The organism is Ectopseudomonas toyotomiensis (assembly GCF_900115695.1).
Classification (GTDB): Bacteria; Pseudomonadota; Gammaproteobacteria; order Pseudomonadales; family Pseudomonadaceae; genus Aquipseudomonas; species Aquipseudomonas toyotomiensis.
The window spans coordinates 23,028-43,395 of the sequence record NZ_FOXK01000013.1; the positions used below are offsets into that span (position 1 = coordinate 23,028).

Genomic DNA, 20,368 nt, shown 5'->3' on the forward strand with positions numbered 1-20,368 from the left:
TATGGCCCGTGGGGTTAACAAAGTCATTCTGGTCGGCACCTGCGGCCAGGACCCGGAAACACGCTACCTGCCCAGCGGCAACGCGGTCACCAACCTGAGCCTGGCCACCAGCGAGCAGTGGACCGACAAGCAGACCGGGCAGAAGGTCGAGAAGACCGAATGGCACCGTGTCGCCCTGTTCGGCAAGGTCGCCGAGATCGCCGGCGAGTACCTGCGCAAGGGTTCGCAGGTGTACATCGAGGGCAAGCTACAGACCCGCGAGTGGGAAAAGGACGGCATCAAGCGTTACACCACCGAGATCATCGTCGACATGCAGGGCACCATGCAGCTGCTGGGCGGTCGTCCTAGCGGTGACGAAGGCGGCGCGCCGCGCCAGTCGCGTCCGGCTCCGCAGCGCGAGCCGCAACAGGCCCCGCGTCAGGAGCGTCCGGCTCCGCAGCAGGCCCAGCCAGCGCCTGACTACGACAGCTTCGATGACGACATCCCGTTCTGATCTGAGCGGGCTCTAGCCTATGCGAATGCGCCTGATGCTGCTGGGCGGTGGTAGTGCCCTGGGGCAAGCGCTGATCCGTCTTGGCGCCGAGGAAGACATCGGCTTCCTCGCGCCACGCCCGCCGGAAGGTGGCTGGGATGCGGCGAGCCTCACCGAGTTGCTCGACGAGACCCGCCCGGATGCACTGATCAACCTGGCTTACTACTTCGACTGGTTCCAGGCCGAGTCGGTGGCCGAGTCGCGCCTGCAGACGCAGGAACGCGCGGTGGAGCGCCTGGCCGAGCTGTGCCAACACCATTCCATCGTCTTGCTGCAGCCGTCCAGCTATCGGGTCTTCGATGGCTCACGTGTCACCGCTTACAGCGAAAAGGAAGAGCCGGTCCCCCTCGGGCTGCGTGGCCAGGCGCTATGGCGTCTGGAGCAGAGCGTTCGGGCGATCTGTCCGCGCCACGTGCTGCTGCGCTTCGGCTGGCTGCTCGATGACAGCCGTGAAGGGTTGCTGGGGCGCTTTCTGCTGCGCGCCGAGCGCGACGATGCGCTCTACCTCGCCGATGACCGGCGCGGCAACCCGACGCCGGTGGACGATGCTGCACGGGTGATTCTGGCCGTGCTCAAGCAGCTCGATTGCGAGTCGCCCTTGTGGGGTACCTATCATTACGGCGGCCATGAGGCGAGTACATCGCTGAGCCTGGGGCAGGCAGTACTGAGCGAGGCGCGTCACTATCGCAGCAATCTGGTCGAGGATGTTGCGCCGCAGGCGCACGCCGCCCGTCCGGATGCAGCCGATGAGCCGCAGCATGCCGTGCTGGCCTGCAAGAAGATTCTTCACACCTTCGGCATCAAGCCGCGCGCCTGGCGCTCCGGTCTGCCGAGCTTACTGGATCGTTACTATCGCCATGGCTGAATTTCTCGTAACGGGTGGTGCAGGCTTTATCGGTTCAAACCTGGTCGATGCCTTGCTGGCCGCCGGTCACAATGTGCGTGTGTTGGACAATCTGTCCATGGGCAAGCGCAGCAATCTGCCGCTGGACAACCCGCATTTGCGCTTCATCGAGGGCGACGTCGCCGATGCCGAGGTGGTCGCGCAGGCGGTCGCTGGTTGTGCAGGGGTAGCGCATCTGGCTGCGGTGGCGTCGGTGCAGGCCTCTGTGGATGATCCGGTATCCACGCACCAGAGCAATTTCATCGGTACCCTGAATGTCTGCGAGGCCATGCGTCAGCATGGCGTGCGACGCGTGGTCTATGCCTCCAGTGCGGCCATCTATGGCAATAATGGCGAGGGCGTGGCAATCGATGAAGCCACCGCCAAGGCGCCGTTGACGCCTTACGCGTCCGACAAGCTGGCTGGCGAACACTATCTGGATTTCTACCGCCGTCAGCATGGCCTGGAGCCGGCGGTGTTTCGGTTCTTCAATATCTTCGGGCCGCGCCAGGATCCATCCTCGCCGTACTCCGGGGTGATCAGTATCTTCACCCAACGTGCGCAGCAGGGGCTGCCGATCAGTGTCTTCGGTGATGGTGAGCAGACCCGTGATTTCTTCTATGTCGGTGATCTGGTCGCGCTGTTGATGCAGGGCTTGCTCAGCGAGCAGGTGGTGAGTGATCCGCTCAATGTGGGTTGGAGCCAGGCGGTAAGTCTCAACCAATTGCTGGCTGAGATCGGCGTGCTGTGCGGCGGCCTGCCGCCGGTGACGCACTTGCCGGCGCGTGCTGGCGATATTCGCCATTCGCGTGCTGACAATGCGCGCTTGCAGGCTCATTACCACATGCCAGAGCAGACGCCGCTGCGTGAAGGCTTGCGCCAACTGCTCGGTTTGTGAATCGAGCTCATGAAAAAGCCGGCATGCGCCGGCTTTTTCGTTTCTGCGAGGGTTATCAGAACTTGTAACCCAGGCCGACCATGTAGACGAAGGGGTCGACATCCACATCGACCTTGACCTTGTCGCCGGCCAGATAGGTGGTGCCGGTGGTATCGATATCGATGTAGCGCACTTGGGCGTTGAGCATCAGGTTGTCGGTCAGCATGTAGTCCATGCCGATCTGCCCGGCCAGGCCCCAGGAGTCCTTCATGTCCAGGCCCCGGAAGCCCTTGCCTTCAGCTTCGCTGCTCAGCTCGGTATCGAAGAACCAGGTGTAGTTGATGCCGACGCCGACATAGGGCTGAAAGGCCGAGCTCTTATCTAGCGGATAGTAAATAGCGCTGAGGGTCGGCGGCAGGTGTTTGAGGCTACCGAGCTTGCCGTTCAGACCGGCGAAGGCACCAGGCATGCCCTTGACACCGACGTCGTGGCTGAACGGCGTGGCCGCCAGCAGCTCGATGCCGAAGTTGTCGGTCACCATGTAAGCGAAGTTCAGGCCCAGCTGGGTGTCGCTGTTCAGGGTGGCGCCGCTGCCGGCTACCTTGCCCAGTACGGCATGATCGATATTGCCGCTGTCTTCGCGCGGATCGACGGTGATGGCACCGGCGCGGACGATGACATCGCCGGCCTGGTGGGCCTGGGCAACAGGGGCGGCGATGGCGAGGGCCAGCAGCGAGGCAGTGAACAGTGATTTGTACATGGCGAGCTCCAGTTCGAGTCGGTTGTGTCTTTGGCTGGAATCAATGCTAAGCCAAGCAACAATCCACTTTTTGACCTGGCTCAATAGATCGGCGAGCTCTGTTGCGGTGTTTTGTCCATTGCTTCGAATGCGTCTGTAGATGATAATGTTTCTCTTTTTGAAGCAAGCCCGTCTGTCGAGGACCCTCTGCGCATGAATCGCTTCCCCCTCCGTTCCCTGGCCGTGGCACTGATGCTGAGCAGCGGTTCGCTGCTTGCCGCGCCGCTGGATGCTGCGCTCGACGAAAGCCAGCGCCTGGCCGCCGAGGCGAAAGCCTCCCAGGGCCGTGTCGAACAGTTGGATGACGCCAGCCGTGAGATGCTCAATGAGTACCGAAATGCCCTGCAGCAGGCTGAGGCTTTGAAAGGTTATAACAGTCAACTTCGTGACCTGGTCGAAGCCCAGCGTCAGGAACTGGCCAGTTATCAGAAGCAGCTCGATGGCATCGAACGTACCCAGGAAGCGGTGAGCCCGCAGATGGTCAAGATGGTCGAGGTGCTGGGTGAGTTCATCGCCGCCGATCTGCCGTTCCTGCCCGAAGAACGTGAAGACCGTCTGGCTCAGCTGCAGGATCTGCTGCCGCGCGCCGACGTCAGCCTGGCCGACAAATACCGCCGCATCCTCGAGGCCTACCAGATCGAGAGCGACTACGGTCGCACCCTGGAAGCCTGGCGTGGCGAGCTGAACCAGGCCGATGGCGGCTCGCGTAGCGTCGAGTTCCTGCGCCTGGGCCGCAGCATGCTCTATTACCAGACCCTCGATGCTCACGAGAGCGGCTGGTGGAACCCGCAGACCCAGGCCTGGGAAGTGCTCGACGGCAGCGCGCGTCGTCCGCTGACTCAGGCCATCGCCATTGCCCGTCAGCAACAGGCGCCTGCCGTGCTGTCCCTGCCGATCAAGACCCTGGCCGAGGAGGCCGCACAATGAGTCGTCATGTTGTAGCCGTATTGGCGCTCAGCCTGTTGCCGGCACTCGCCGCCGTGGCCGAAACCCTCAACCCCGATCAACTGCTGCAGCGCATTCGCAGCGAGCGCGCTGCTGAAGTCAGCGCCATGCAGGAGCGCGAGCAGGCCTTCCTGGCCAAGCGTAGCGAGCAGGCGCAGCTGCTGGCTGCCGCGCGTTCCGCGCTGAATACCCAGAAAGCCGAAAGCGAGCGTCTGAAGGCCGAATTCGACCGGCAGGAGGCCGAACTGGCCGAGCAGGAAAAACTTCTGGCGCAGCGTGTCGGCCACCTCGGTGAACTGTTCGGTGTGGTACGCCAGAGTGCCGGTGATGTCGCCGGGCAATGGCAGGACAGCCTGCTCAACGCCCAGTATCCGGAGCGCCTGAAGCGCCTCAAGGCACTGGCCGAGAGCCGTTCGCTGCCGTCTGCCGAAGACCTCGACGGCTATTGGATGCTGCTGCTCGAAGACCTGGCCGCCAGCGGTCGTATCGAGCGCCTGCAACTGCCGGTGGTGAATGCCGATGGCTCGCGCCAGGAGCAGCAGGTGCTGCGTGTTGGCGCCTTTGCCGTATATGGTGACGATGCGTTCCTGCGTTACGACGCCGATGCAGGGCAACTGGTAGCCCCGCCACGTCAGCCGTCCGGCCTGGGCCAGGTCAAGGACTACCTGAGCAGCACCGATGCGCTCGCCACGCTGCCCATCGACCCGAGCCGTGGCAGCCTGCTGGCGCAGCTGCAGCAGCAGCCGACCCTGTGGGATCGTCTGCAGCAGGGCGGTCTGGTCGGCTGGGTGATCGTCGTGCTGGGTGCTTTCGGCCTGCTTCTGGCTGTGTGGCGCATGGTCTATCTGGGGCGCGTTGGCAGTGGCGTCAAGGCGCAGATGCACGACCTCAGCGCGCCGCGCAATGACAACCCGCTGGGCCGCGTGATTGGCGTGCTGGGTGCCAAGCCGCAACTGGCGGATCTGGAAACCCTGGAACTGAAGCTCGACGAAGCGATCCTGCAGGAGACACCGCCGCTGGAGAAAGGCCAGGGCCTGCTCAAGCTGCTCGCCGCCGTGGCACCGCTGCTCGGCCTGCTGGGCACCGTGACCGGCATGATCGTGACCTTCCAGGCCATCACCCAGAGCGGTGGCGGCGACTCGCGGCTGATGGCCGACGGTATCTCCCAGGCGCTGGTGACCACCGTACTGGGCCTGGTTGTGGCCATTCCGCTGCTGTTCCTGCACAGCCTGTTGGCCAGCCGCAGCAAGGGCCTGATCCAGATTCTGGAGCAGCAGAGCGCCGGCCTGATCGCCCTGCACCTGTCGGGAGCGCCGCGCCGTGACTGATCTGTTCGCCTTCTGGCTGCGTGCAGTCGACAGTGCCTATGCACTGCTCGACTTCATGGGCGCCGGCGGCGTGGTGATGTGGGCGCTGGCGGTGCTCTGCGTGGTGTTCTGGACCCTGGTGTTCGAGCGTTTCTGGTACATGCGCAGGATTTTCCCGCGCTGGGTGCAGGAGCGCCGCGAGGCCTGGCAGCAGGTGCTCGCCGATGACAACGGCAACTGGCAGCGCGCCGTGCGCCTGGCCTGGCTGGCACAGGCGCGTCAGCAACTGGCGGCGCCGCTGCGCCTGGGCAAGACCCTGGTGGCGCTGTATCCATTGCTGGGATTGCTCGGCACCGTGCTCGGCATGATCGCCGTGTTCGACGTGCTCGCCCTCAACGGCACCGGTAACCCACGTGGCATGGCCGCAGGCGTCTGGCAGGCGACCCTGCCGACCATGGCCGGCATGGTTCTGGCCATTCCTGGATTGTTCAGCCTGGCGCGCCTCGAACGCGAAGCCAGCCAGGCCATCGAGCGGCTGGCCGACCAGCTGCGTCACGACTGAGATCGCCCAACATGAGAATGCGTCGTCACCACCAGCAGGACGAAGACACCGGTATCGACCTCACGCCGATGCTCGACGTGGTCTTCATCATGCTGATCTTCTTCATCGTCACCAGCTCCTTCATTCGTGAGTCCGGGGTCGAGGTGCAGCGCCCGCAGGCGGAAACCGCCAGCCCGCAGGACAAGGGCAATATCCTTATCGCCGTCACTGCCGACGGGCAGATCTGGATGGACAAGCAGCCGGTGGACATCCGCAGCGTGCGTGCCCATGTCGAGCGCATGCGCGTCGATCAGCCGGAAGGCGCCGTGGTGGTACAGGCCGATCAGGATGCGCGTACCGGCCTGGTGGTTCAGGTGATGGATCAGGCGCGACTGGCCGGCGTGCAGGATGTCGCCCTGGCCGCCGGTAGCGGAGTCAACTGATGCGCCTGCCGCTGTCTTTTCTCGGCGCCTGCCTGATGGCCTTGGGGCTGTTCGCCCTGATGCTGTATATGGTCGCGCCACCGAGCGCCAAGGTGAACCAGGAGCCGGTCAGCGTGGCCAACTTCGTGCGCATGGACGGTAACGCCAGCGAGACCGCCAGCCGCACCCGTCAGCAGGCACCGCAGCCGCCGCAACCGCAGACGCCGCAGCCCCCCACGCCGCCGACGCCGCAAACGGCCACGCCGAATGCCAACCTGCCGGCGCTGGATATCCAGCTGCCCAGCCTGGCCAGCGGTATTGCCGTCAACAGCGCGCCGGCACCGAGTCTGTCCGGCCTTGCGCCGGGTGCTCCAGCGCCGACGCCGCCGAGCGAGTCCGGTGGGCAGATGGGCGGCATGGAGAGCGAAGTCATGCCGCTCAACGACGTGCGCCCGGAATACCCGCGTTATGCGCTGCAGCGTGGCATCGAAGGTTTCGTCAAACTGGCTTTCACCATCAATCGCTCCGGCAACGTGGAGAATATCCGCGTGCTGGAGGCCAACCCGCGTAACGTCTTCGAGCGCGAAGCACGCCGTGCCGCCTCTCGCTGGCGCTTCGCGCCACGTACCGAGGGTGGCCTGGCGGTGGACCGCGAAGCGGTGAAGACCCTCTACTTCCGTCTGGAAAGGAGCTGACCATGTACCGTTGGTTGTTGCTCGTGATGCTCAGTGCTGCGGCCGTGCCTGGCATGGCCCAGCAGACCGTCGACCCGGCCGTGTTTAAGGCTCTGAACACGGCGCAGGTTGCGCAGCAGAAGGGCGATTATGCCGCTGCACGACGCGCGCTGGATGATGTCCAGGCCAAGAGCGGCAGCCTCGAAGAGGCACTGGTCTGGCGCAGCAAGGCCTACGTGGCCTGGTCGGCCGGCAACAACGGCCAGGCCATCGACTGGTTGGACAAGGCCGTGCGCAGCGGCAAGCTGGACGCCGAGATGCTGGCTGGCGAGCGCCTTAACCTGGCTAAGCTCAACCTGGGCGAGCGCCGCTACGCCAAGGTCGTCGAGCTGCTGGCGCCGAATCAGGCCAGCGCCTCCGAGGAGGTGTTGCAGATGCTGGTGCAGGCCTATCAGGGAATGAACCAGCCGGCCAAGGCATTGCCCCTGGCTGAGCGCTACGTGCAGGCCAATCCCAAGGCCGATGACATCTGGCTGCAGTTTCTGGTGGGTGCCAACGCCGACCTCAAGCGCTATGCCCAGGCCGAGCGCTGGCAGCGTCAGTTGCTGGCGCGCCAGCCGAACGATGCCAAGGGCTGGCGCCAACTGGCCGGTCTGCAGCAGATGGCCGGCAGCAACGACAAGGCGCTGGCGACCCTGCGTGCGGCGCACAGCAAGGGTCTGCGTTTCAGCGAGGCGGAACTGGACAACCTGGTGCTGCTGGCTGGCGCTGCCGACCAGCCCTGGCAGGGCGCCAAGCTGCTCGCCGGCATGCTCGACAGCGGTCTGCTGGCCAATACCGCGGCTCGCCAGGAGCGTCTGGGCCTGTTCTGGTGGCAGGCGCGTGATCGTGCTGCTGCGGTGCGCGTGTTGCGACCGCTGGCCGAACGCAGCGGCAATGGCAAACACTGGCTGTACGTCGCTCAACTGGAGCTGGAGCAGTCGCGCTGGCAGGCCGGCCTGGATGCGCTGGCGCGTGCCGAACGTGGCGGTGCCGAGCGGGCCAAGGTGCGTTCGTGGCGGCAGTGGGCGGAAAGCGAGCTGCGTTTCGAACGAGAAAATCGGGTAGCCAGTCGCAGTTGAGTCGTTCTCGGTGCGCACGGCGCACCCTACCGTAGGGTGCGCCGTACGCACCAAGAAAAAGCCAGACCTAGTGTCTGGCTTTTTCTTGGGTGGCGTATCTCTGTAGGAGCGGATTTATCCGCGAATCTTTTCGCGGCTGAAGCCGCTCCTACAGCCACACTTACGAATGCCCCGGCAGGGGTCAGCTATCCGGCAGTTCGTAGGCGTAGATCTTGTCCGCTTCCATCTGGTAACCGACCTCTGCCAGTTCGCTGCTGACATGCTCGGTCTTCAGCGGGCCTTCCACCCAGAAGGGCTGGTACAGCGCATCGAGCAGCACGCCGAGTTCGCTGGTGACATGAACGATCTGGTTCGAGGGCGGTGGCGGCACGTGGATGCAGGCGCCGAAGTAGGGCACCAGCAAAAACTCCACCACCCGGCCTTCGTCTGTCACATCCAGCGGCACGATATAGCCGGGCAGTTTCACCTGCTGGCCATTGAGCTCCTTGACCACCGGGGCGGCCGGCGATTGCTGCATGGCGGCCGGGCCGGATTCAGCCAGGGCGTCGGCCAATTGCGAGAGGTCGTGGATCGGCGCGGGGTTGATGACCTGCGGCGGAGCATCCGGCGGAATCAGCTCCGACCAGGTGATTTCGCGCACATCGGCGGCGGCCAGCGGCAGGGCCAGCGTCAGCAGCAGGCTGGCGAGCAGGGGGCGGAACATGGATTACCTCTGTGCAGTGATTCGCCTGCACAGTGTACAGGCGAATCGCGCCTTACAGGCGTATCGACAGGCCGTCGGCGAGTGACTGCCGATAGGCCCGCCAGGCCGGTACGCTGCCCATCGCCACGGCGGCGGCGAGAATGCCGCCAAGCAGTTTCCATTCGTAACTCGACGGCGCATTGAGTGCCAGGTACAGACCGTAATTGGCCTGGACGAAACCCTGGCTACCGGCGATGCCCAGATAGAGCAGCGCGACACCGAAGGCCACGCCTGCCAGCGCCAGGGTGAAGGCCTCCAGCACCAGCAGACTGGCGATATGCCAGGGGCGAGCACCCACCGAGCGCAGGATGGCCATCTCCCGGCGACGCTCGTTGAGGCTGGTGAGAATGGCGGTGAGCATGCCGATCAGACCAGTCAGCACGACGAACAGTGAGACCACGAACAGCGCCTGTTCGGCGGTGCCCATCAGGCTCCACAGCTCCTGCAGGGCGACACCCGGCAGGATGGCCAGCAGCGGCTCGCCACGGAACTCGTTGATCTCGCGCTGCAGGCTGAAGGTGGCGATCTTGCTGTTGAGACCGAGCATGAACGCGGTGATCTGCTTTGGCTGCAGGTCCATGGCGCGTGCCTGATCCGCGCTGATCTGCGCCGCGCCGCGTGCCGGCATACCGTTCTGCCAGTCGATATGCAGCGCCTCCATCCCGGCCAGGGAGATGTGCAGCGTGCGGTCCACCGGCGTGCCGGTACGTTCGAGGATGCCGACCACGGTGAACGGCTTGTCGTCATGCTTGACCAGGCTGATGGTGGCGACGCCGTGGGCCAGAACGATCTTCTCGCCCAGGCCGTAGCCCAGCGCCTGCGCCACTTCCGCGCCCAGAACCACCTCGAACGGGTCGTCGGCAAACTCGCGGCCCTGCGCCAGTTGCAGCGCCTGGCTGCGGGCGTAGCGATAATGCTCGAAATAGGCGGTGCTGGTGCCCATTACCCGGTAGCCGCGGTGCGAGTCGCCGAGGGAAATGGGGATGGCCCACTTCACCTGACGGTGCTGGGCGAAGCGCTCGAAGCTGTCCCAGCGGATGTTGTTGGTGGCGTTGCCGATGCGAAATACCGAGTACAGCAGCAGGTTCACACTACCCGAGCGTGCGCCAACGATCAGGTCGGTGCCGCTGATGGTATTGGCGAAGCTGGCGCGCGCCTCGGTACGTACACGTTCCACGGCCAGCAGCAGGCACACCGAGAGGGCGATGGCGAATACCGTGAGCAAGGCGGTGAAGCGTCGGTTGGCCAGGCTGGCCAGGGCGATGCGGATCAGGTGCATCTCAGGCCTCCTGGGCGCGCGTGGCGCGGTTCAGTTCGGCCAGCGACAGGCTGCGGTCGAATAGCGGCGCCAGGCTCTGGTCGTGGCTGACGAACAGCAGGCTGGCGCCGGCGGCGCGGCATTCGGCGAACAACAGTCGCAGGAAGGCTTCGCGGGCGTCGAAGTCCAGCGCCGAAGTGGGTTCGTCAGCGATCACCAGTTCCGGTTGGCCGATCAGTGCACGCGCGGCGGCAACGCGTTGTTGTTGGCCGATGGACAGCTCGTCGGCGCGGCGGCCGAGCAGTTCGGCGCGCAGGCCGAGGTGGTCGAGCAGCGCCGCGGCTGCAGCATCGACGCTGCCATGGCGCTGGCGCGCACGTTCTGCGCGCAGACGCGAGAAGCGGCAGGGCAGTTCGACGTTCTCGCGCACCGAGAGAAAGGGCAACAGGTTGAACTGCTGGAAGATGTAGCCGGTGTGATCGACGCGGAAGCGATCACGGGCACCGGCCGAGAGCTGGCCAAGATCCTGGCCGAGCAGGCGGATGTGTCCGTGCTGGGCCTTCTGCACGCCACCCAGCAGGCCGAGTAGGGTGGTCTTGCCGCTGCCGCTGGGGCCCTTGAGAAACAGGGTTTCGCCACGCGCCAGGGTGAAATGGGGAATATTCAGCAACTGCGCCTGGCCAGGCCAGGCGAAGCCGAGATCGGCGAGTTCGATCAGAGGTTGGGTCATGGTTTCTTCGAATCGTCGTTCATGAAAAGCCGGGCATGCTGGCCTGATCATCTGAGCCGAGCTCTCGGATGGCATTCACACCTCCGGAGCAGGTTGTGGGAGGCGTTTTAGCGAGCTTTTTGGCAGCTAAAGCGAGTCGCCCCTGGCCCTCCCTCAAAGCAGGCGTGGTGGATGAAAAGAGCGCCAGCTAAGCGCCCCGATCCACCCTGCGGCATCAGAAAGACAGGCGTGGCTGGGCTGGAGTCAGTTCCACGCCCTGTTGGCCGTTCGGGCCGATCAGTTGTACCTGAATCTTCTCGGTGGCGGGGAAGCGTTTGAACAGCTCGGCCAGATCCAGTTGTTTCAATTCGTTGGCCTTGGCGCATTCGAAGCGGTAGTGCGCATGGATGTCGCTGTGTTCGCCCTCATGATCATGATGGTCGTGGTCGTGGTCGTGGTCGTGGTCTGCGTCGCCAAACAGCGGGCTTTGCAGTTCGACCTGAGTGGCCTTGCAGTCGCCGCTGGTCAGGGCGAACAGGCTGATGGGCTGCTCCAGCTCGCGCTTGGCGGCCGCGACCTTGGCCTTGTCGGCATCGCTCTTGGCCGCATGTTCGAAGCCGACCAGGTTCATCGCCGGGCTTTCGAATTGCAGCTCCAGCAGATTGCCGTCCAGCGCGGCATTGAGGCTGGCGACACCATGCTCGTGGGCACCCAGGCTGTCGTGGGAATGTTCGTGGTCGTGATCATGGCCGTGCTCATGAGCCTGGGCAGCGACCAGGGGCAACAGGGCTAAGGGCAGGGCGAGCAGCAGGTGGCGCATGGTTATCTCCAGCGTAGGTGCGATTTGATTGTTACGTTATAACAACTTTCGTGGCGAACTGGCCAGCCTGGCGCTGTCATGGGAGCATGCAAGATCCTGACTGGAGGCTGAACATGGTGCGAATACGTGGGCGCATTGGCGACTGGCCGGTGGATCTGACGCTGGAGCTGGATGCCGAGGACTGGGTGCAACTGGCAGAGCACGTCGCCGTCACACCGGCGGCTATTCAGCCCTTAGCAGGGACGGCGGCTGATAGCAGTGACCGACTATGGCAGACCACACTGCAACTGGTGCGCGATGCCGGTTCGGTCGAGGGTCCGCGGTTGCTGGCGCAACTGGCGGCACTGGCTGGCGGTGAGGCAGCGGGCAAGCGTCTGCTGGTGCGCCTGCGCCACTGCTCGCAGATCCGCATGGAAACCGGCGCGGATGCACCGATCTATCACTGGCAGGAGTAGGGCATCCCGTTTCGCGCTGGCTCCTCGTAGGGTGCGCTGCGCGCACCAAGTATTACCCGCTTGGACTGATGAGCTTCCTGTGCGCATGGCGCACCCTACGGCGAGTGTTATTTAAAGTCCGAGAGGTCAGTAGATCGCCTGATACAGCTTGCGGCGGTAGCTGGTGACCAGCGGGTGGTCGCCGCCTAGCAGATCGAACACCTGCAGCAGGGTCTTGTGGGGCAGGCCGTCGCTGTAGCTGCGATTGCGCACGAACAGCTTGAGCAGGCCGTCCAACGCCGCTTCGTACTGCTGGCGCGCCAGTTGTTGCACGGCCAGTTGATACACCGCTTCGTCATCCTCGGCATTCTGTGCCAGGCGGCTTTTCAGCGTGGCAGCGTCTGGCATGTCGACGGCCTGGCGCAGGAAGGTCAGCTGCGCCTTGGCGCCGGCCAGTGCCTGCTTGTGCTCATCACCCTTGACCGCGTTGAGCACGGTTTCCGCCTCGCCCAGCTCGCCGCGTTCGGCCAGGCAGCGTGCGTAGAGAATCAGCGCGGCCGCGTTCTCGTTGTCTTCCGTCAGCACCTGCTTGAGTAGCGCTTCGGTGTCGGCAAAACGTCCTTCGGTGAACAACGCCTGGGCAGCTTCCATCGGATTGGCAGCGGCAGGAGCCGGTTCGGCGACATGGGGTTTGAGCATTTCGCGGATCGCCGCTTCCGGCTGGGCACCGGCGAAGCCGTCCACCGGCTGACCGTTCTTGAACAGCACCACGGTCGGCAGGCTGCGAATGCCGAAACGCATGACGATGTCCTGCTCGATATCGCAGTTGACCTTGGCCAGCAGCAATTCACCGGCGTATTCCTCGGTGATCTTCGCCAGCATCGGCATCAGCGCCTTGCACGGCGCGCACCACTCGGCCCAGAAGTCCACCAGCACCGGTTTGTGGAAGGAGTTCTCGATCACCAGTTGCTCGAAGCTGGCGGCGCCGGAGATGTCGAAGATGTAGGGGGAGTCGCTCATGGTCGGTCTCGAAAAAGCAGGGCAATGGCCTATTAATGCGGGCAGTGTGGCGCGGTTACAAGGGGCGCGCGGCGTGATACAGGCTGACTTCGCGGAATTCCGCCGGCTCGGCCAGGTCCGGCCAGGTGCAGCCATCCAGCATTGCCAGGCGCTGGTAGAGCGGATGTTGGAAATCCTTGACCCGCGAATCGGCCACCAGCGCCTGATGGCCGCGGCTGAGAAAATGATCGAGCAGCGGCAGGTTGGCGCGATCATAAAGCACGTCGGCAACCAGAATCAGGTCGTAGCGGTCCGCTTCGGCGAAGAAATCTTCCGAGTAGTTCAGCGTCACGCCGTTGAGCTCGGCATTGGCGCGGCTGGCGGCCAGCGCCACTGGGTCGAGGTCGCAGGCCACCACTTCGGCGGCACCCGCCTTGGCTGCGGCGATGGCAGCCACGCCGGAGCCTGCGCCGAAATCCAGCACGCGTTTGCCGCGTACCCACTCGGGGCGTTCGGTGAGCCAGCGGGCGAGCACCAGGCCGCTGGCCCAGCAGAAGCACCAGTAGGGCGGCTCTTCGAGGATGCGGCGGGTTTCCTCGGGGTTGAACGCGCGATCCATATTGCTGGCATCGATCAGCCATAGGGCGATATCGGTACCCGGCAGCGTTTCGGCCACCAGGCGGGCATCGCCGAGCAGGTCGCTCAGTGCCTGCTGCAGCGCTTCGGGTGGCCTCATGGCGCCGGCACCAGCTGCAGTGCGCCAAGGTCCTGATCGCGCAGCTCGGCGATGGTGCGTGCCGGCAGGCGTTGCACCAGTCGCCCGGACTGGCTGACCCGGCCACGCAGCTCCAGGCGCAGATCCTGCGGCGTCTGCAGGTTGCTCAGGGGCAGATGAAACGGCAGCGCTTCGCCGCTTCCACGCAGATGAACCTGGCCGAGCAGCGCGCGCGGCCTGCCGCGCATATCCACGCCCAGCAGTGCCAGGTCGACATCGGCGCCTGCCGCGACGCCAAGCAACTCGCCACGCAGGCCAGGGCCATGAATCGGCGCAGTGCTGGGGGCTGCCAGTGCAGGTGCAGGCATGGGGGGCGGCACGGTGGTTGTTGGCTCGCCGGCGCAGGCGGCAAGCAGGCCGCTCAGGGCCAGTGGCAGAAGGGGCAGGTATCGGTTCATGGCATGTACTGCTCTTGGAGGTGCTTGCCCATAGCTTAATTTGTCTTGTACCTGCCAAGCAGGCCTTCTCAAGGCTACTTACATTTTTCAACGGCGTGCTATGCGCTACCATGGCGCCTTTGCCGCCAATCAGTCAGCGCCTGCCATGCATTGTCCCTTCTGCGCCGCCAACGACACCAAGGTCATCGATTCCCGCCTGGTCGCCGAGGGCGATCAGGTTCGCCGCCGCCGCGAATGTGTGGCCTGCGGCGAGCGCTTCACCACTTTCGAAACCGCCGAGCTGGTGATGCCGCGCCTGATCAAGCAGGACGGCAGTCGTCAGCCCTTCGATGAAGAGAAGCTGCGCGCCGGCATGCAGCGTGCGCTGGAAAAACGCCCGGTAAGCGTCGAGCGCCTGGAAGAGGCCATCGCCCGCATCAAGCAGCAACTGCGTGCCACCGGCGAACGTGAGGTGAAATCGCTGGTGCTCGGTGAGTTGGTGATGACCGAGCTGAGCAAGCTCGACGAGGTGGCCTACATTCGTTTCGCCTCGGTGTATCGACGCTTTCAGGATCTCAACGAGTTCCGCGAAGAGATCGAACGCCTGGCCCGCGAGCCGTCGAAAAGCCGATGAGCGAGCGCGACCACTTGTTCATGGCGCGCGCCCTGCGGCTGGCGCGCAAAGGCCTTTACTCCACTCATCCCAATCCGCGTGTTGGCTGCGTCATCGTGCGTGATGGCGAGATCGTCGGCGAGGGCTGGCATGCTCGTGCCGGTGAACCGCACGCCGAGGTGCATGCTCTGCGCCAGGCAGGCGAACGGGCGCGCGGTGCCACCGCCTATGTCACTTTGGAACCCTGCAGTCACCATGGGCGTACGCCGCCCTGCGCCGATGCGCTGGTCGCCGCCGGTGTCGGCCGGGTGGTCGCGGCGATGCAGGATCCCAACCCGCAGGTCGCGGGTCGCGGTTTGTTGCGCCTGGCCAATGCCGGTATCGAGGTGTTGGCCGGCGTGCTGGAGGCCGAGGCGCGCGCGCTCAATGTCGGCTTCATCAAGCGCATGGAAACCGGCCTGCCGTTTGTGCGAGTCAAATCGGCGATGAGTCTCGATGGCCGCACGGCCATGGCCAGTGGCGAAAGCCAGTGGATCACCGGCCCGGCGGCGCGTGCCGAGGTGCAGCGTTTGCGTGCGCAGTCCAGCGTGGTGCTCAGCGGTGCCGATACCGTGCTAGCTGACGATGCCCGGTTGACCGTGCGCCCCGATGAGCTGGGACTGGGTGTGGAGGCCACCTTCATGGCAGCCTCGCGGCCGCCACTGCGGGTGCTGGTCGATGGCCGGCTGCGGGTGCCGATGAGCAAGTCCTTCTTCCAGGTCGGCCCGGCGCTGGTGGCCACCTGCGCGGCCGCTGCCGCGCGCGACCGCTACCTGGCCGACGGCCACGAACTGCTTGCCGTGCCGGGCAGCAATGGTCACGTCGATTTGCGCAAGTTGCTGCTGGAACTGGCCGGCCGTGGCGTCAACGAGGTGCTGGTCGAAGCCGGGCCGCGTCTGGCCGGCGCCTTCGCGCGTGCCGGGTTGGTGGACGAGTACCGCATCTTCGTTGCGCCCAAGCTGCTCGGCTCCAGTGCTCGGCCGTTGTTCGAGCTGCCGCTCAACCGTATGGCCGAGGCGCCGGAGCTGCAGATTGTCGATATCCGCGCCGTGGGCGACGACTGGCAGATCACCGCGGTGCCCAAGGCCAGGTAGGGGCGCCGTGCGCACCGTGGCCGCCGCGGCTCTCTCCACATCCCCTTTGCCTGGCGGCAATGATTCGAGCTGGCACGGGAACAGGTGCTGGCCTGGTAGATCGGCGGTTGGCCCTGGTGCGCACAGCGCACCCTACAGGCCATGCAGCGCTGCGATAAATATGGTAAAACGCCACGCGGCCATTCATATGGCCGCAACGTTCTCAGGGCGGGGTGGAATTCCCCACCGGCGGTAATGGTTCGCAGAACCTAGCCCGCGAGCGCTCGCCATGGCACCTGCCTGGCGAGGTCCAGCAGACCCGGTGCGATTCCGGGGCCGACGGTATAGTCCGGATAAAGAGAGAGCGGGATTCCCTCCTCGGGCGCTTTTTGCGCGTCCGCGAAATCCCTATCGATCGGCATTGCCCTGTTTTTGACCAAAACAGGAGTTCGTCCATGCTGTTCAGCACCATCTTCAACGTGACACCGGAGCGCGCATGTTCACCGGCATAATCGAAGCCATCGGCAGCATCCGCGCCATGACGCCCAAGGGCGGCGACGTGCGCGTCTACGTGGCCACCGGCAAGCTCGATCTGGGCGACGTCAAGCTCGGCGACAGCATCGCCGTCAACGGCGTGTGCCTGACCGCAGTGGAACTGCCCGGCGACGGCTTCTGGGCCGACGTCAGCCGCGAGACGCTGGCGCGTACCGCCTTCGTCGACCTCAAACCCGGCAGCGCGGTTAACCTGGAAAAGGCCCTGACGCCCACCAGCCGCCTCGGCGGGCACCTGGTCAGCGGCCACGTCGACGGCGTCGGCGAGATCGTCTCCCGAGCCGATAACGCCCGCGCCGTGCAGTTCAGGGTGCGCGCCCCGCGTGAGCTGGCCAAGTACATCGCGCACAAGGGCTCGATCACCGTCGACGGCACCAGCCTGACCGTCAACGCGGTCGATGGCGCCGAGTTCGAACTGACCATCGTGCCGCACACCCTGGCCGAGACCATCATGGTCGACTACCAGGCCGGGCGTAAGGTCAACCTCGAAGTCGACCTGCTGGCTCGCTACCTGGAGCGCCTGCTGCTCGGCGACAAGGCCGCAGAGCCCAAGGCCTCGGGCCTGACCGAAAGCTTTCTCGCCGAACACGGCTACCTGAAGAATTGAGGAGACGCCCCGATGGCGCTCAATACCGCTGAAGAACTGATCGAAGACATCCGCGCCGGCAAGATGGTCATCCTCATGGATGACGAGGACCGCGAGAACGAAGGCGACATCATCATCGCGTCGGAATGCGTGACGGCCGAACATATCAACTTCATGGCCCGCTTTGCCCGTGGCCTGATCTGCATGCCAATGACCCGCGAGCGCTGCGAGCTGCTCAAGCTGCCGCTGATGGCGCCGCGTAATGGCTCCGGCTTCGGCACCAAGTTCACCGTCTCCATCGAGGCTGCCGAGGGCGTGACCACCGGCATCTCCGCCGCCGACCGCGCGCGTACCGTGCAGGCCGCTGTGGCGCGCAATGCCGTGGCCGACGATATCGTCAGCCCCGGTCATATATTCCCGCTGATGGCCCAGCCTGGCGGCGTACTGGCCCGTGCCGGTCACACCGAAGCGGCCTGCGACCTGGCGCGCATGGGCGGTTTCGAGCCGAGCGGGGTGATCTGCGAGATCATGAACGACGACGGCACCATGGCGCGTCGCCCGGAGCTGGAAAAGTTCGCCGAAGAGCACGGCCTGAAGATCGGCACCATCGCCGACCTGATCCACTACCGTCTGATCCACGAGCGCACCGTCGAGCGCATCAGCGAGCAGCCGCTGGACACCGAACTGGGCCAGTTCAACCTGGTGACCTACCGTGACGCGGTGGAAGACACCGCGCACATGGCGCTGACCCTGGGCACCATCTGCGCCGAGGAACCGACCCTGGTGCGCGTGCACAACATGGACCCGCTGCGCGACCTGTTCATGGTCAACCAGCCAGGGCGCTGGAGCATGCGTGCTGCCATGGCGGAAGTGGCCAAGGCCGGCAGCGGCGTGGTGCTGCTGCTGGGCAACCCGCTGACCGGGCCGGAGCTGCTGGCGCTGATCAGCCGCCAGCAGCCGGCTAATCCGGCGACCTACAGTACCGTGGGCGCCGGCTCGCAGATTCTGCGCGACCTTGGTGTGCGCAAGATGCGCCTGATGAGCTCGCCGATGAAGTTCAACGCGATATCCGGCTTCGACCTCGAGGTTGTAGAATACCTGCCGGCTGATTAACAGGCGGCTTGAAGAGCCGCATCTGATGACCCTCTCCCTCTGGGAGACGACTGCATGGATGCAGGAGGTAGGGCGACGCAGGATGCCAAAGCCGAGGGTGCCCGCAGGGCGGGAGAGGGTGTTGTGGTCAACGCCTAACCCTCTCCCCCTCTCCCATAAATGGGAGAGGGGAGAAAGTGAGCCCTCTGCATGTGGCGAGAAGGCTACGCTGACAAACGAATTTTATTTTCGGAGCGCAAGGCGCTCCGGCTCTTTAACCCATGTGAGACCCGTCATGACCCTGAAGACCATCGAAGGTACCTTCATCGCCCCGAAGGGCAAATACGCCCTGGTGGTAGGCCGTTTCAACAGCTTCGTCGTCGAGAGCCTGGTCAGCGGCGCCATCGACGCCCTGGTTCGCCACGGTGTTAGCGAGAGCGACATCACCATCATCCGTGCGCCGGGTGCTTTCGAGATTCCGTTGGTGACCCAGAAGGTCGCTCAGCGTGGTGAGTTCGCCGCGATCATCGCCCTGGGCGCGGTCATTCGTGGCGGCACCCCGCACTTCGAATACGTAGCGGGCGAGTGCACCAAGGGCCTGGCCCAGGTTTCCATGGAATACGGCGTGCCGGTCGCCTTCGGCGTGCTGACCGTCGACTCTATCGAACAAGCCATCGAACGCTCCGGCACCAAGGCGGGTAACAAGGGTGCCGAAGCTGCGCTGTCTGCCCTGGAAATGGTCAGCCTGCTGGCGCAGTTGGAGGCCAAGTGAGCAACTCCGGTAACGGCCAGCCGGCCAAGAAGGGCCCCAGCGGCAAGATTCTCGCGCGCCGCGAAGCCCGTACCCTGGCCATGCAGGCCCTGTACTCCTGGCACATCGCCGGCCAGCCGCTGAACGAGATCGAAGCGCAGTTTCGCGTCGACAACGATTTCAGCAAGGTCGATGGTGCCTACTTCCACGAGATCCTGCACGGCGTGCCGCGGCAGAAGACCGAGCTGGACGAGACCTTCACGCCCCTGCTCGATCGCCCGCTGGAAGAGATCGACCCGGTCGAGCTGGCCATCCTGCGCCTGTCCACCTACGAGCTGAAGAACCGCGTCGACGTCCCCTACAAGGTGGTGATCAACGAAGGTATCGAGCTGGCCAAGGTGTTCGGTGCCACCGACGGGCACAAGTTCGTCAACGGCATTCTCGACAAGCTCGCGCCCAAGCTGCGTGCCGCCGAAGTCAACGCCAACAAGCGGTGAATGAGTTCGAGCTGATCCGCCGCTACTTCGCCGCCGCCCCCTGTGCGCAGGGCGGCGACGGCGTGGTTCGCGGCATCGGTGATGACTGCGCGCTGCTGGCGTTGCCTGCCGGTGAACAGCTGGCGGTTTCCACCGACACCCTGGTTGCCGGGGTGCATTTCCCTGAATCCTGCGATGCCTTTCTCCTCGGTCAGCGTGCGCTGGCCGTTTCCGCCAGTGATCTGGCCGCCATGGGCGCTACGCCGCTGGCTTTTACCCTTGCCCTGACCCTGCCGAGCGCCAATGAAACCTGGCTGGCCGAATTCGCTCGCGGCCTGCAAACGATGGCGCAGAGCTGTTCGCTGGCGCTGGTCGGTGGCGACACCACGCGCGGTCCGCTGAGTCTGACGCTCACCGTGTTCGGCCGAGTGCCGAGCGGACAGGCGCTGCTGCGTAGCGGCGCGCAGGTGGGCGATCTGCTTTGCGTCGGCGGCGAGCTGGGCGATGCCGCGGGCGCGCTGCCGTTGGTGCTGGGGCAGCGCGAGGCGGCGGCGGACATCAGCGAAGCATTGCTGGCGCGCTACTGGTCGCCGCAACCCCAATTGGCTTTGGGGCAAGCGCTGCGTGGCCGCGCCACGGCCGCGCTGGATATTTCCGACGGCCTGTTGGCCGACTGCGGGCATATCGCCAAGGCTTCACAGGTCGCCCTTAAGATCGAGCTGGAGCACGTGCCGCTGTCTGCGCCGCTGCGCGCCTTCGCCGGCGAGCAGCAGGCGCGGGTCTGCGCGCTGGGCGGTGGCGATGACTACCGACTGGCCTTTACCCTACCGCCAGCCCTGCTCGCCGATCTGCAGGCCGATTGGCCCGAAATACGGGTGATTGGCCGTGTGCAGGCTGGCTCTGGGGTAGAGTTGCTGGACGCCGCCGGCCAGCCCATCGAGCTGCCGCGTGGCGGCTACCAACATTTCTGA

25 protein-coding genes and 1 riboswitch are annotated in these 20,368 nt (G+C 64.8%); of the genes, 17 read left to right on the forward strand and 8 right to left on the reverse strand.

All coding sequences use genetic code 11. From position 1 onward, the window contains the following. The first annotated feature begins 1 nt into the window (after position 1). Genes BM186_RS22585 through BM186_RS22595 form a run of 3 tightly spaced genes read left to right on the forward strand, consistent with a single transcriptional unit; the run spans position 2 to position 2,313 of the window. Positions 2-493: a single-stranded DNA-binding protein gene (locus tag BM186_RS22585; protein WP_003463262.1), complete on the forward strand. Its 492-nt coding sequence runs from the start codon at positions 2-4 to the stop codon at positions 491-493. Positions 494-512: 19 nt separating this feature from the next. Continuing rightward, complete coding sequence (locus tag BM186_RS22590; RefSeq protein ID WP_074918519.1) at positions 513-1,397, forward strand: sugar nucleotide-binding protein; 885 nt, start codon at positions 513-515, stop codon at positions 1,395-1,397. After that, positions 1,390-2,313: an NAD-dependent epimerase/dehydratase family protein gene (locus tag BM186_RS22595; RefSeq protein ID WP_074918521.1), complete on the forward strand. Its 924-nt coding sequence runs from the start codon at positions 1,390-1,392 to the stop codon at positions 2,311-2,313. The genes BM186_RS22590 and BM186_RS22595 overlap by 8 nt, the downstream gene beginning before the upstream one ends. A 55-nt stretch (positions 2,314-2,368) precedes the next feature. On the opposite strand, the gene BM186_RS22600 is transcribed toward BM186_RS22595, so the two are convergent. Then, entirely contained in the window at positions 2,369-3,052 is a 684-nt protein-coding gene (locus tag BM186_RS22600; protein WP_074918523.1) for an OmpW family outer membrane protein, read from the reverse strand. Between the two features lie 192 nt (positions 3,053-3,244). Here BM186_RS22600 and BM186_RS22605 point away from each other — a divergent pair, with 192 nt between their 5' ends. The 6 genes from BM186_RS22605 to BM186_RS22630 are packed head-to-tail and all read left to right on the forward strand — an operon-like array spanning position 3,245 to position 8,101. Next, on the forward strand, positions 3,245-4,018 hold the full coding sequence (locus tag BM186_RS22605; RefSeq protein WP_074918525.1) for a DUF3450 domain-containing protein: 774 nt from the start codon (positions 3,245-3,247) through the stop codon (positions 4,016-4,018). Further along, complete coding sequence (locus BM186_RS22610) at positions 4,015-5,364, forward strand: MotA/TolQ/ExbB proton channel family protein (RefSeq protein ID WP_074918527.1); 1,350 nt, start codon at positions 4,015-4,017, stop codon at positions 5,362-5,364. Before BM186_RS22605 ends, BM186_RS22610 begins: the two co-directional genes overlap by 4 nt. After that, on the forward strand, positions 5,357-5,905 hold the full coding sequence (locus BM186_RS22615; RefSeq protein WP_074682460.1) for a MotA/TolQ/ExbB proton channel family protein: 549 nt from the start codon (positions 5,357-5,359) through the stop codon (positions 5,903-5,905). The genes BM186_RS22610 and BM186_RS22615 overlap by 8 nt, the downstream gene beginning before the upstream one ends. A gap of 11 nt (positions 5,906-5,916) precedes the next feature. Continuing rightward, a complete protein-coding gene (locus tag BM186_RS22620; RefSeq protein WP_021489595.1) occupies positions 5,917-6,327 on the forward strand; it encodes an ExbD/TolR family protein in 411 nt (136 codons plus the stop codon). Beyond that, on the forward strand, positions 6,327-7,001 hold the full coding sequence (locus BM186_RS22625; protein WP_074918529.1) for an energy transducer TonB: 675 nt from the start codon (positions 6,327-6,329) through the stop codon (positions 6,999-7,001). The genes BM186_RS22620 and BM186_RS22625 overlap by 1 nt, the downstream gene beginning before the upstream one ends. Before the next feature lie 2 nt (positions 7,002-7,003). Then, the gene (locus BM186_RS22630; protein WP_074918531.1) at positions 7,004-8,101 is read left to right on the forward strand and encodes a tetratricopeptide repeat protein; all 1,098 of its coding nucleotides are present in this window, start codon (positions 7,004-7,006) and stop codon (positions 8,099-8,101) included. Positions 8,102-8,282: 181 nt separating this feature from the next. Here the strand turns inward: BM186_RS22630 and BM186_RS22635 are convergent, their stop codons facing one another. From BM186_RS22635 to BM186_RS22650, 4 genes are all read right to left on the reverse strand, one after another. Further along, on the reverse strand, positions 8,283-8,804 hold the full coding sequence (locus BM186_RS22635) for a DUF3299 domain-containing protein (protein ID WP_017675594.1): 522 nt from the start codon (positions 8,802-8,804) through the stop codon (positions 8,283-8,285). Between the two features lie 52 nt (positions 8,805-8,856). Continuing rightward, the gene (locus BM186_RS22640) at positions 8,857-10,122 is read right to left on the reverse strand and encodes an ABC transporter permease (RefSeq protein ID WP_074918533.1); all 1,266 of its coding nucleotides are present in this window, start codon (positions 10,120-10,122) and stop codon (positions 8,857-8,859) included. Position 10,123: 1 nt separating this feature from the next. Then, on the reverse strand, positions 10,124-10,831 hold the full coding sequence (locus BM186_RS22645; RefSeq protein WP_074918543.1) for an ABC transporter ATP-binding protein: 708 nt from the start codon (positions 10,829-10,831) through the stop codon (positions 10,124-10,126). A 214-nt stretch (positions 10,832-11,045) separates the two neighbouring features. Further along, the gene (locus BM186_RS22650; RefSeq protein WP_074918545.1) at positions 11,046-11,630 is read right to left on the reverse strand and encodes a DUF2796 domain-containing protein; all 585 of its coding nucleotides are present in this window, start codon (positions 11,628-11,630) and stop codon (positions 11,046-11,048) included. Between the two features lie 113 nt (positions 11,631-11,743). Here BM186_RS22650 and BM186_RS22655 point away from each other — a divergent pair, with 113 nt between their 5' ends. Beyond that, positions 11,744-12,085, forward strand: a complete 342-nt coding sequence (locus BM186_RS22655) for a hypothetical protein (RefSeq protein WP_072424497.1) — start codon at positions 11,744-11,746, stop codon at positions 12,083-12,085. A gap of 126 nt (positions 12,086-12,211) precedes the next feature. Here the strand turns inward: BM186_RS22655 and trxA are convergent, their stop codons facing one another. The 3 genes from trxA to BM186_RS22670 are packed head-to-tail and all read right to left on the reverse strand — an operon-like array spanning position 12,212 to position 14,236. Then, on the reverse strand, positions 12,212-13,084 hold the full coding sequence (gene trxA / locus BM186_RS22660; protein ID WP_074918547.1) for a thioredoxin: 873 nt from the start codon (positions 13,082-13,084) through the stop codon (positions 12,212-12,214). A 55-nt stretch (positions 13,085-13,139) separates the two neighbouring features. After that, entirely contained in the window at positions 13,140-13,799 is a 660-nt protein-coding gene (locus BM186_RS22665; RefSeq protein ID WP_074918549.1) for a class I SAM-dependent methyltransferase, read from the reverse strand. After that, entirely contained in the window at positions 13,796-14,236 is a 441-nt protein-coding gene (locus BM186_RS22670; RefSeq protein WP_072424494.1) for a hypothetical protein, read from the reverse strand. The genes BM186_RS22665 and BM186_RS22670 overlap by 4 nt, the downstream gene beginning before the upstream one ends. A gap of 145 nt (positions 14,237-14,381) precedes the next feature. Between BM186_RS22670 and nrdR the strand changes: the two genes are divergently transcribed. The 7 genes from nrdR to thiL all read left to right on the forward strand — a co-directional run bounded on the left by nrdR (position 14,382) and on the right by thiL (position 20,368). After that, on the forward strand, positions 14,382-14,849 hold the full coding sequence (gene nrdR, locus BM186_RS22675) for a transcriptional regulator NrdR (protein WP_003243991.1): 468 nt from the start codon (positions 14,382-14,384) through the stop codon (positions 14,847-14,849). Continuing rightward, positions 14,846-15,961, forward strand: a complete 1,116-nt coding sequence (gene ribD, locus BM186_RS22680; RefSeq protein WP_074918551.1) for a bifunctional diaminohydroxyphosphoribosylaminopyrimidine deaminase/5-amino-6-(5-phosphoribosylamino)uracil reductase RibD — start codon at positions 14,846-14,848, stop codon at positions 15,959-15,961. Before nrdR ends, ribD begins: the two co-directional genes overlap by 4 nt. A gap of 194 nt (positions 15,962-16,155) precedes the next feature. Next, positions 16,156-16,310, forward strand: a riboswitch (FMN riboswitch). 126 nt (positions 16,311-16,436) lie between these two features. Continuing rightward, the gene (locus tag BM186_RS22685; RefSeq protein ID WP_003243995.1) at positions 16,437-17,099 is read left to right on the forward strand and encodes a riboflavin synthase; all 663 of its coding nucleotides are present in this window, start codon (positions 16,437-16,439) and stop codon (positions 17,097-17,099) included. Positions 17,100-17,111: 12 nt separating this feature from the next. Next, a complete protein-coding gene (ribBA, locus tag BM186_RS22690) occupies positions 17,112-18,191 on the forward strand; it encodes a bifunctional 3,4-dihydroxy-2-butanone-4-phosphate synthase/GTP cyclohydrolase II (protein ID WP_072424491.1) in 1,080 nt (359 codons plus the stop codon). Between the two features lie 274 nt (positions 18,192-18,465). Continuing rightward, positions 18,466-18,942 (forward strand): 6,7-dimethyl-8-ribityllumazine synthase, encoded by a 477-nt coding sequence (ribH, locus tag BM186_RS22695; RefSeq protein ID WP_003243999.1) that lies wholly within the window; start codon positions 18,466-18,468, stop codon positions 18,940-18,942. Continuing rightward, complete coding sequence (gene nusB / locus BM186_RS22700) at positions 18,939-19,418, forward strand: transcription antitermination factor NusB (protein WP_017675580.1); 480 nt, start codon at positions 18,939-18,941, stop codon at positions 19,416-19,418. Before ribH ends, nusB begins: the two co-directional genes overlap by 4 nt. Then, on the forward strand, positions 19,415-20,368 hold the full coding sequence (thiL, locus tag BM186_RS22705; RefSeq protein ID WP_074918553.1) for a thiamine-phosphate kinase: 954 nt from the start codon (positions 19,415-19,417) through the stop codon (positions 20,366-20,368). The genes nusB and thiL overlap by 4 nt, the downstream gene beginning before the upstream one ends.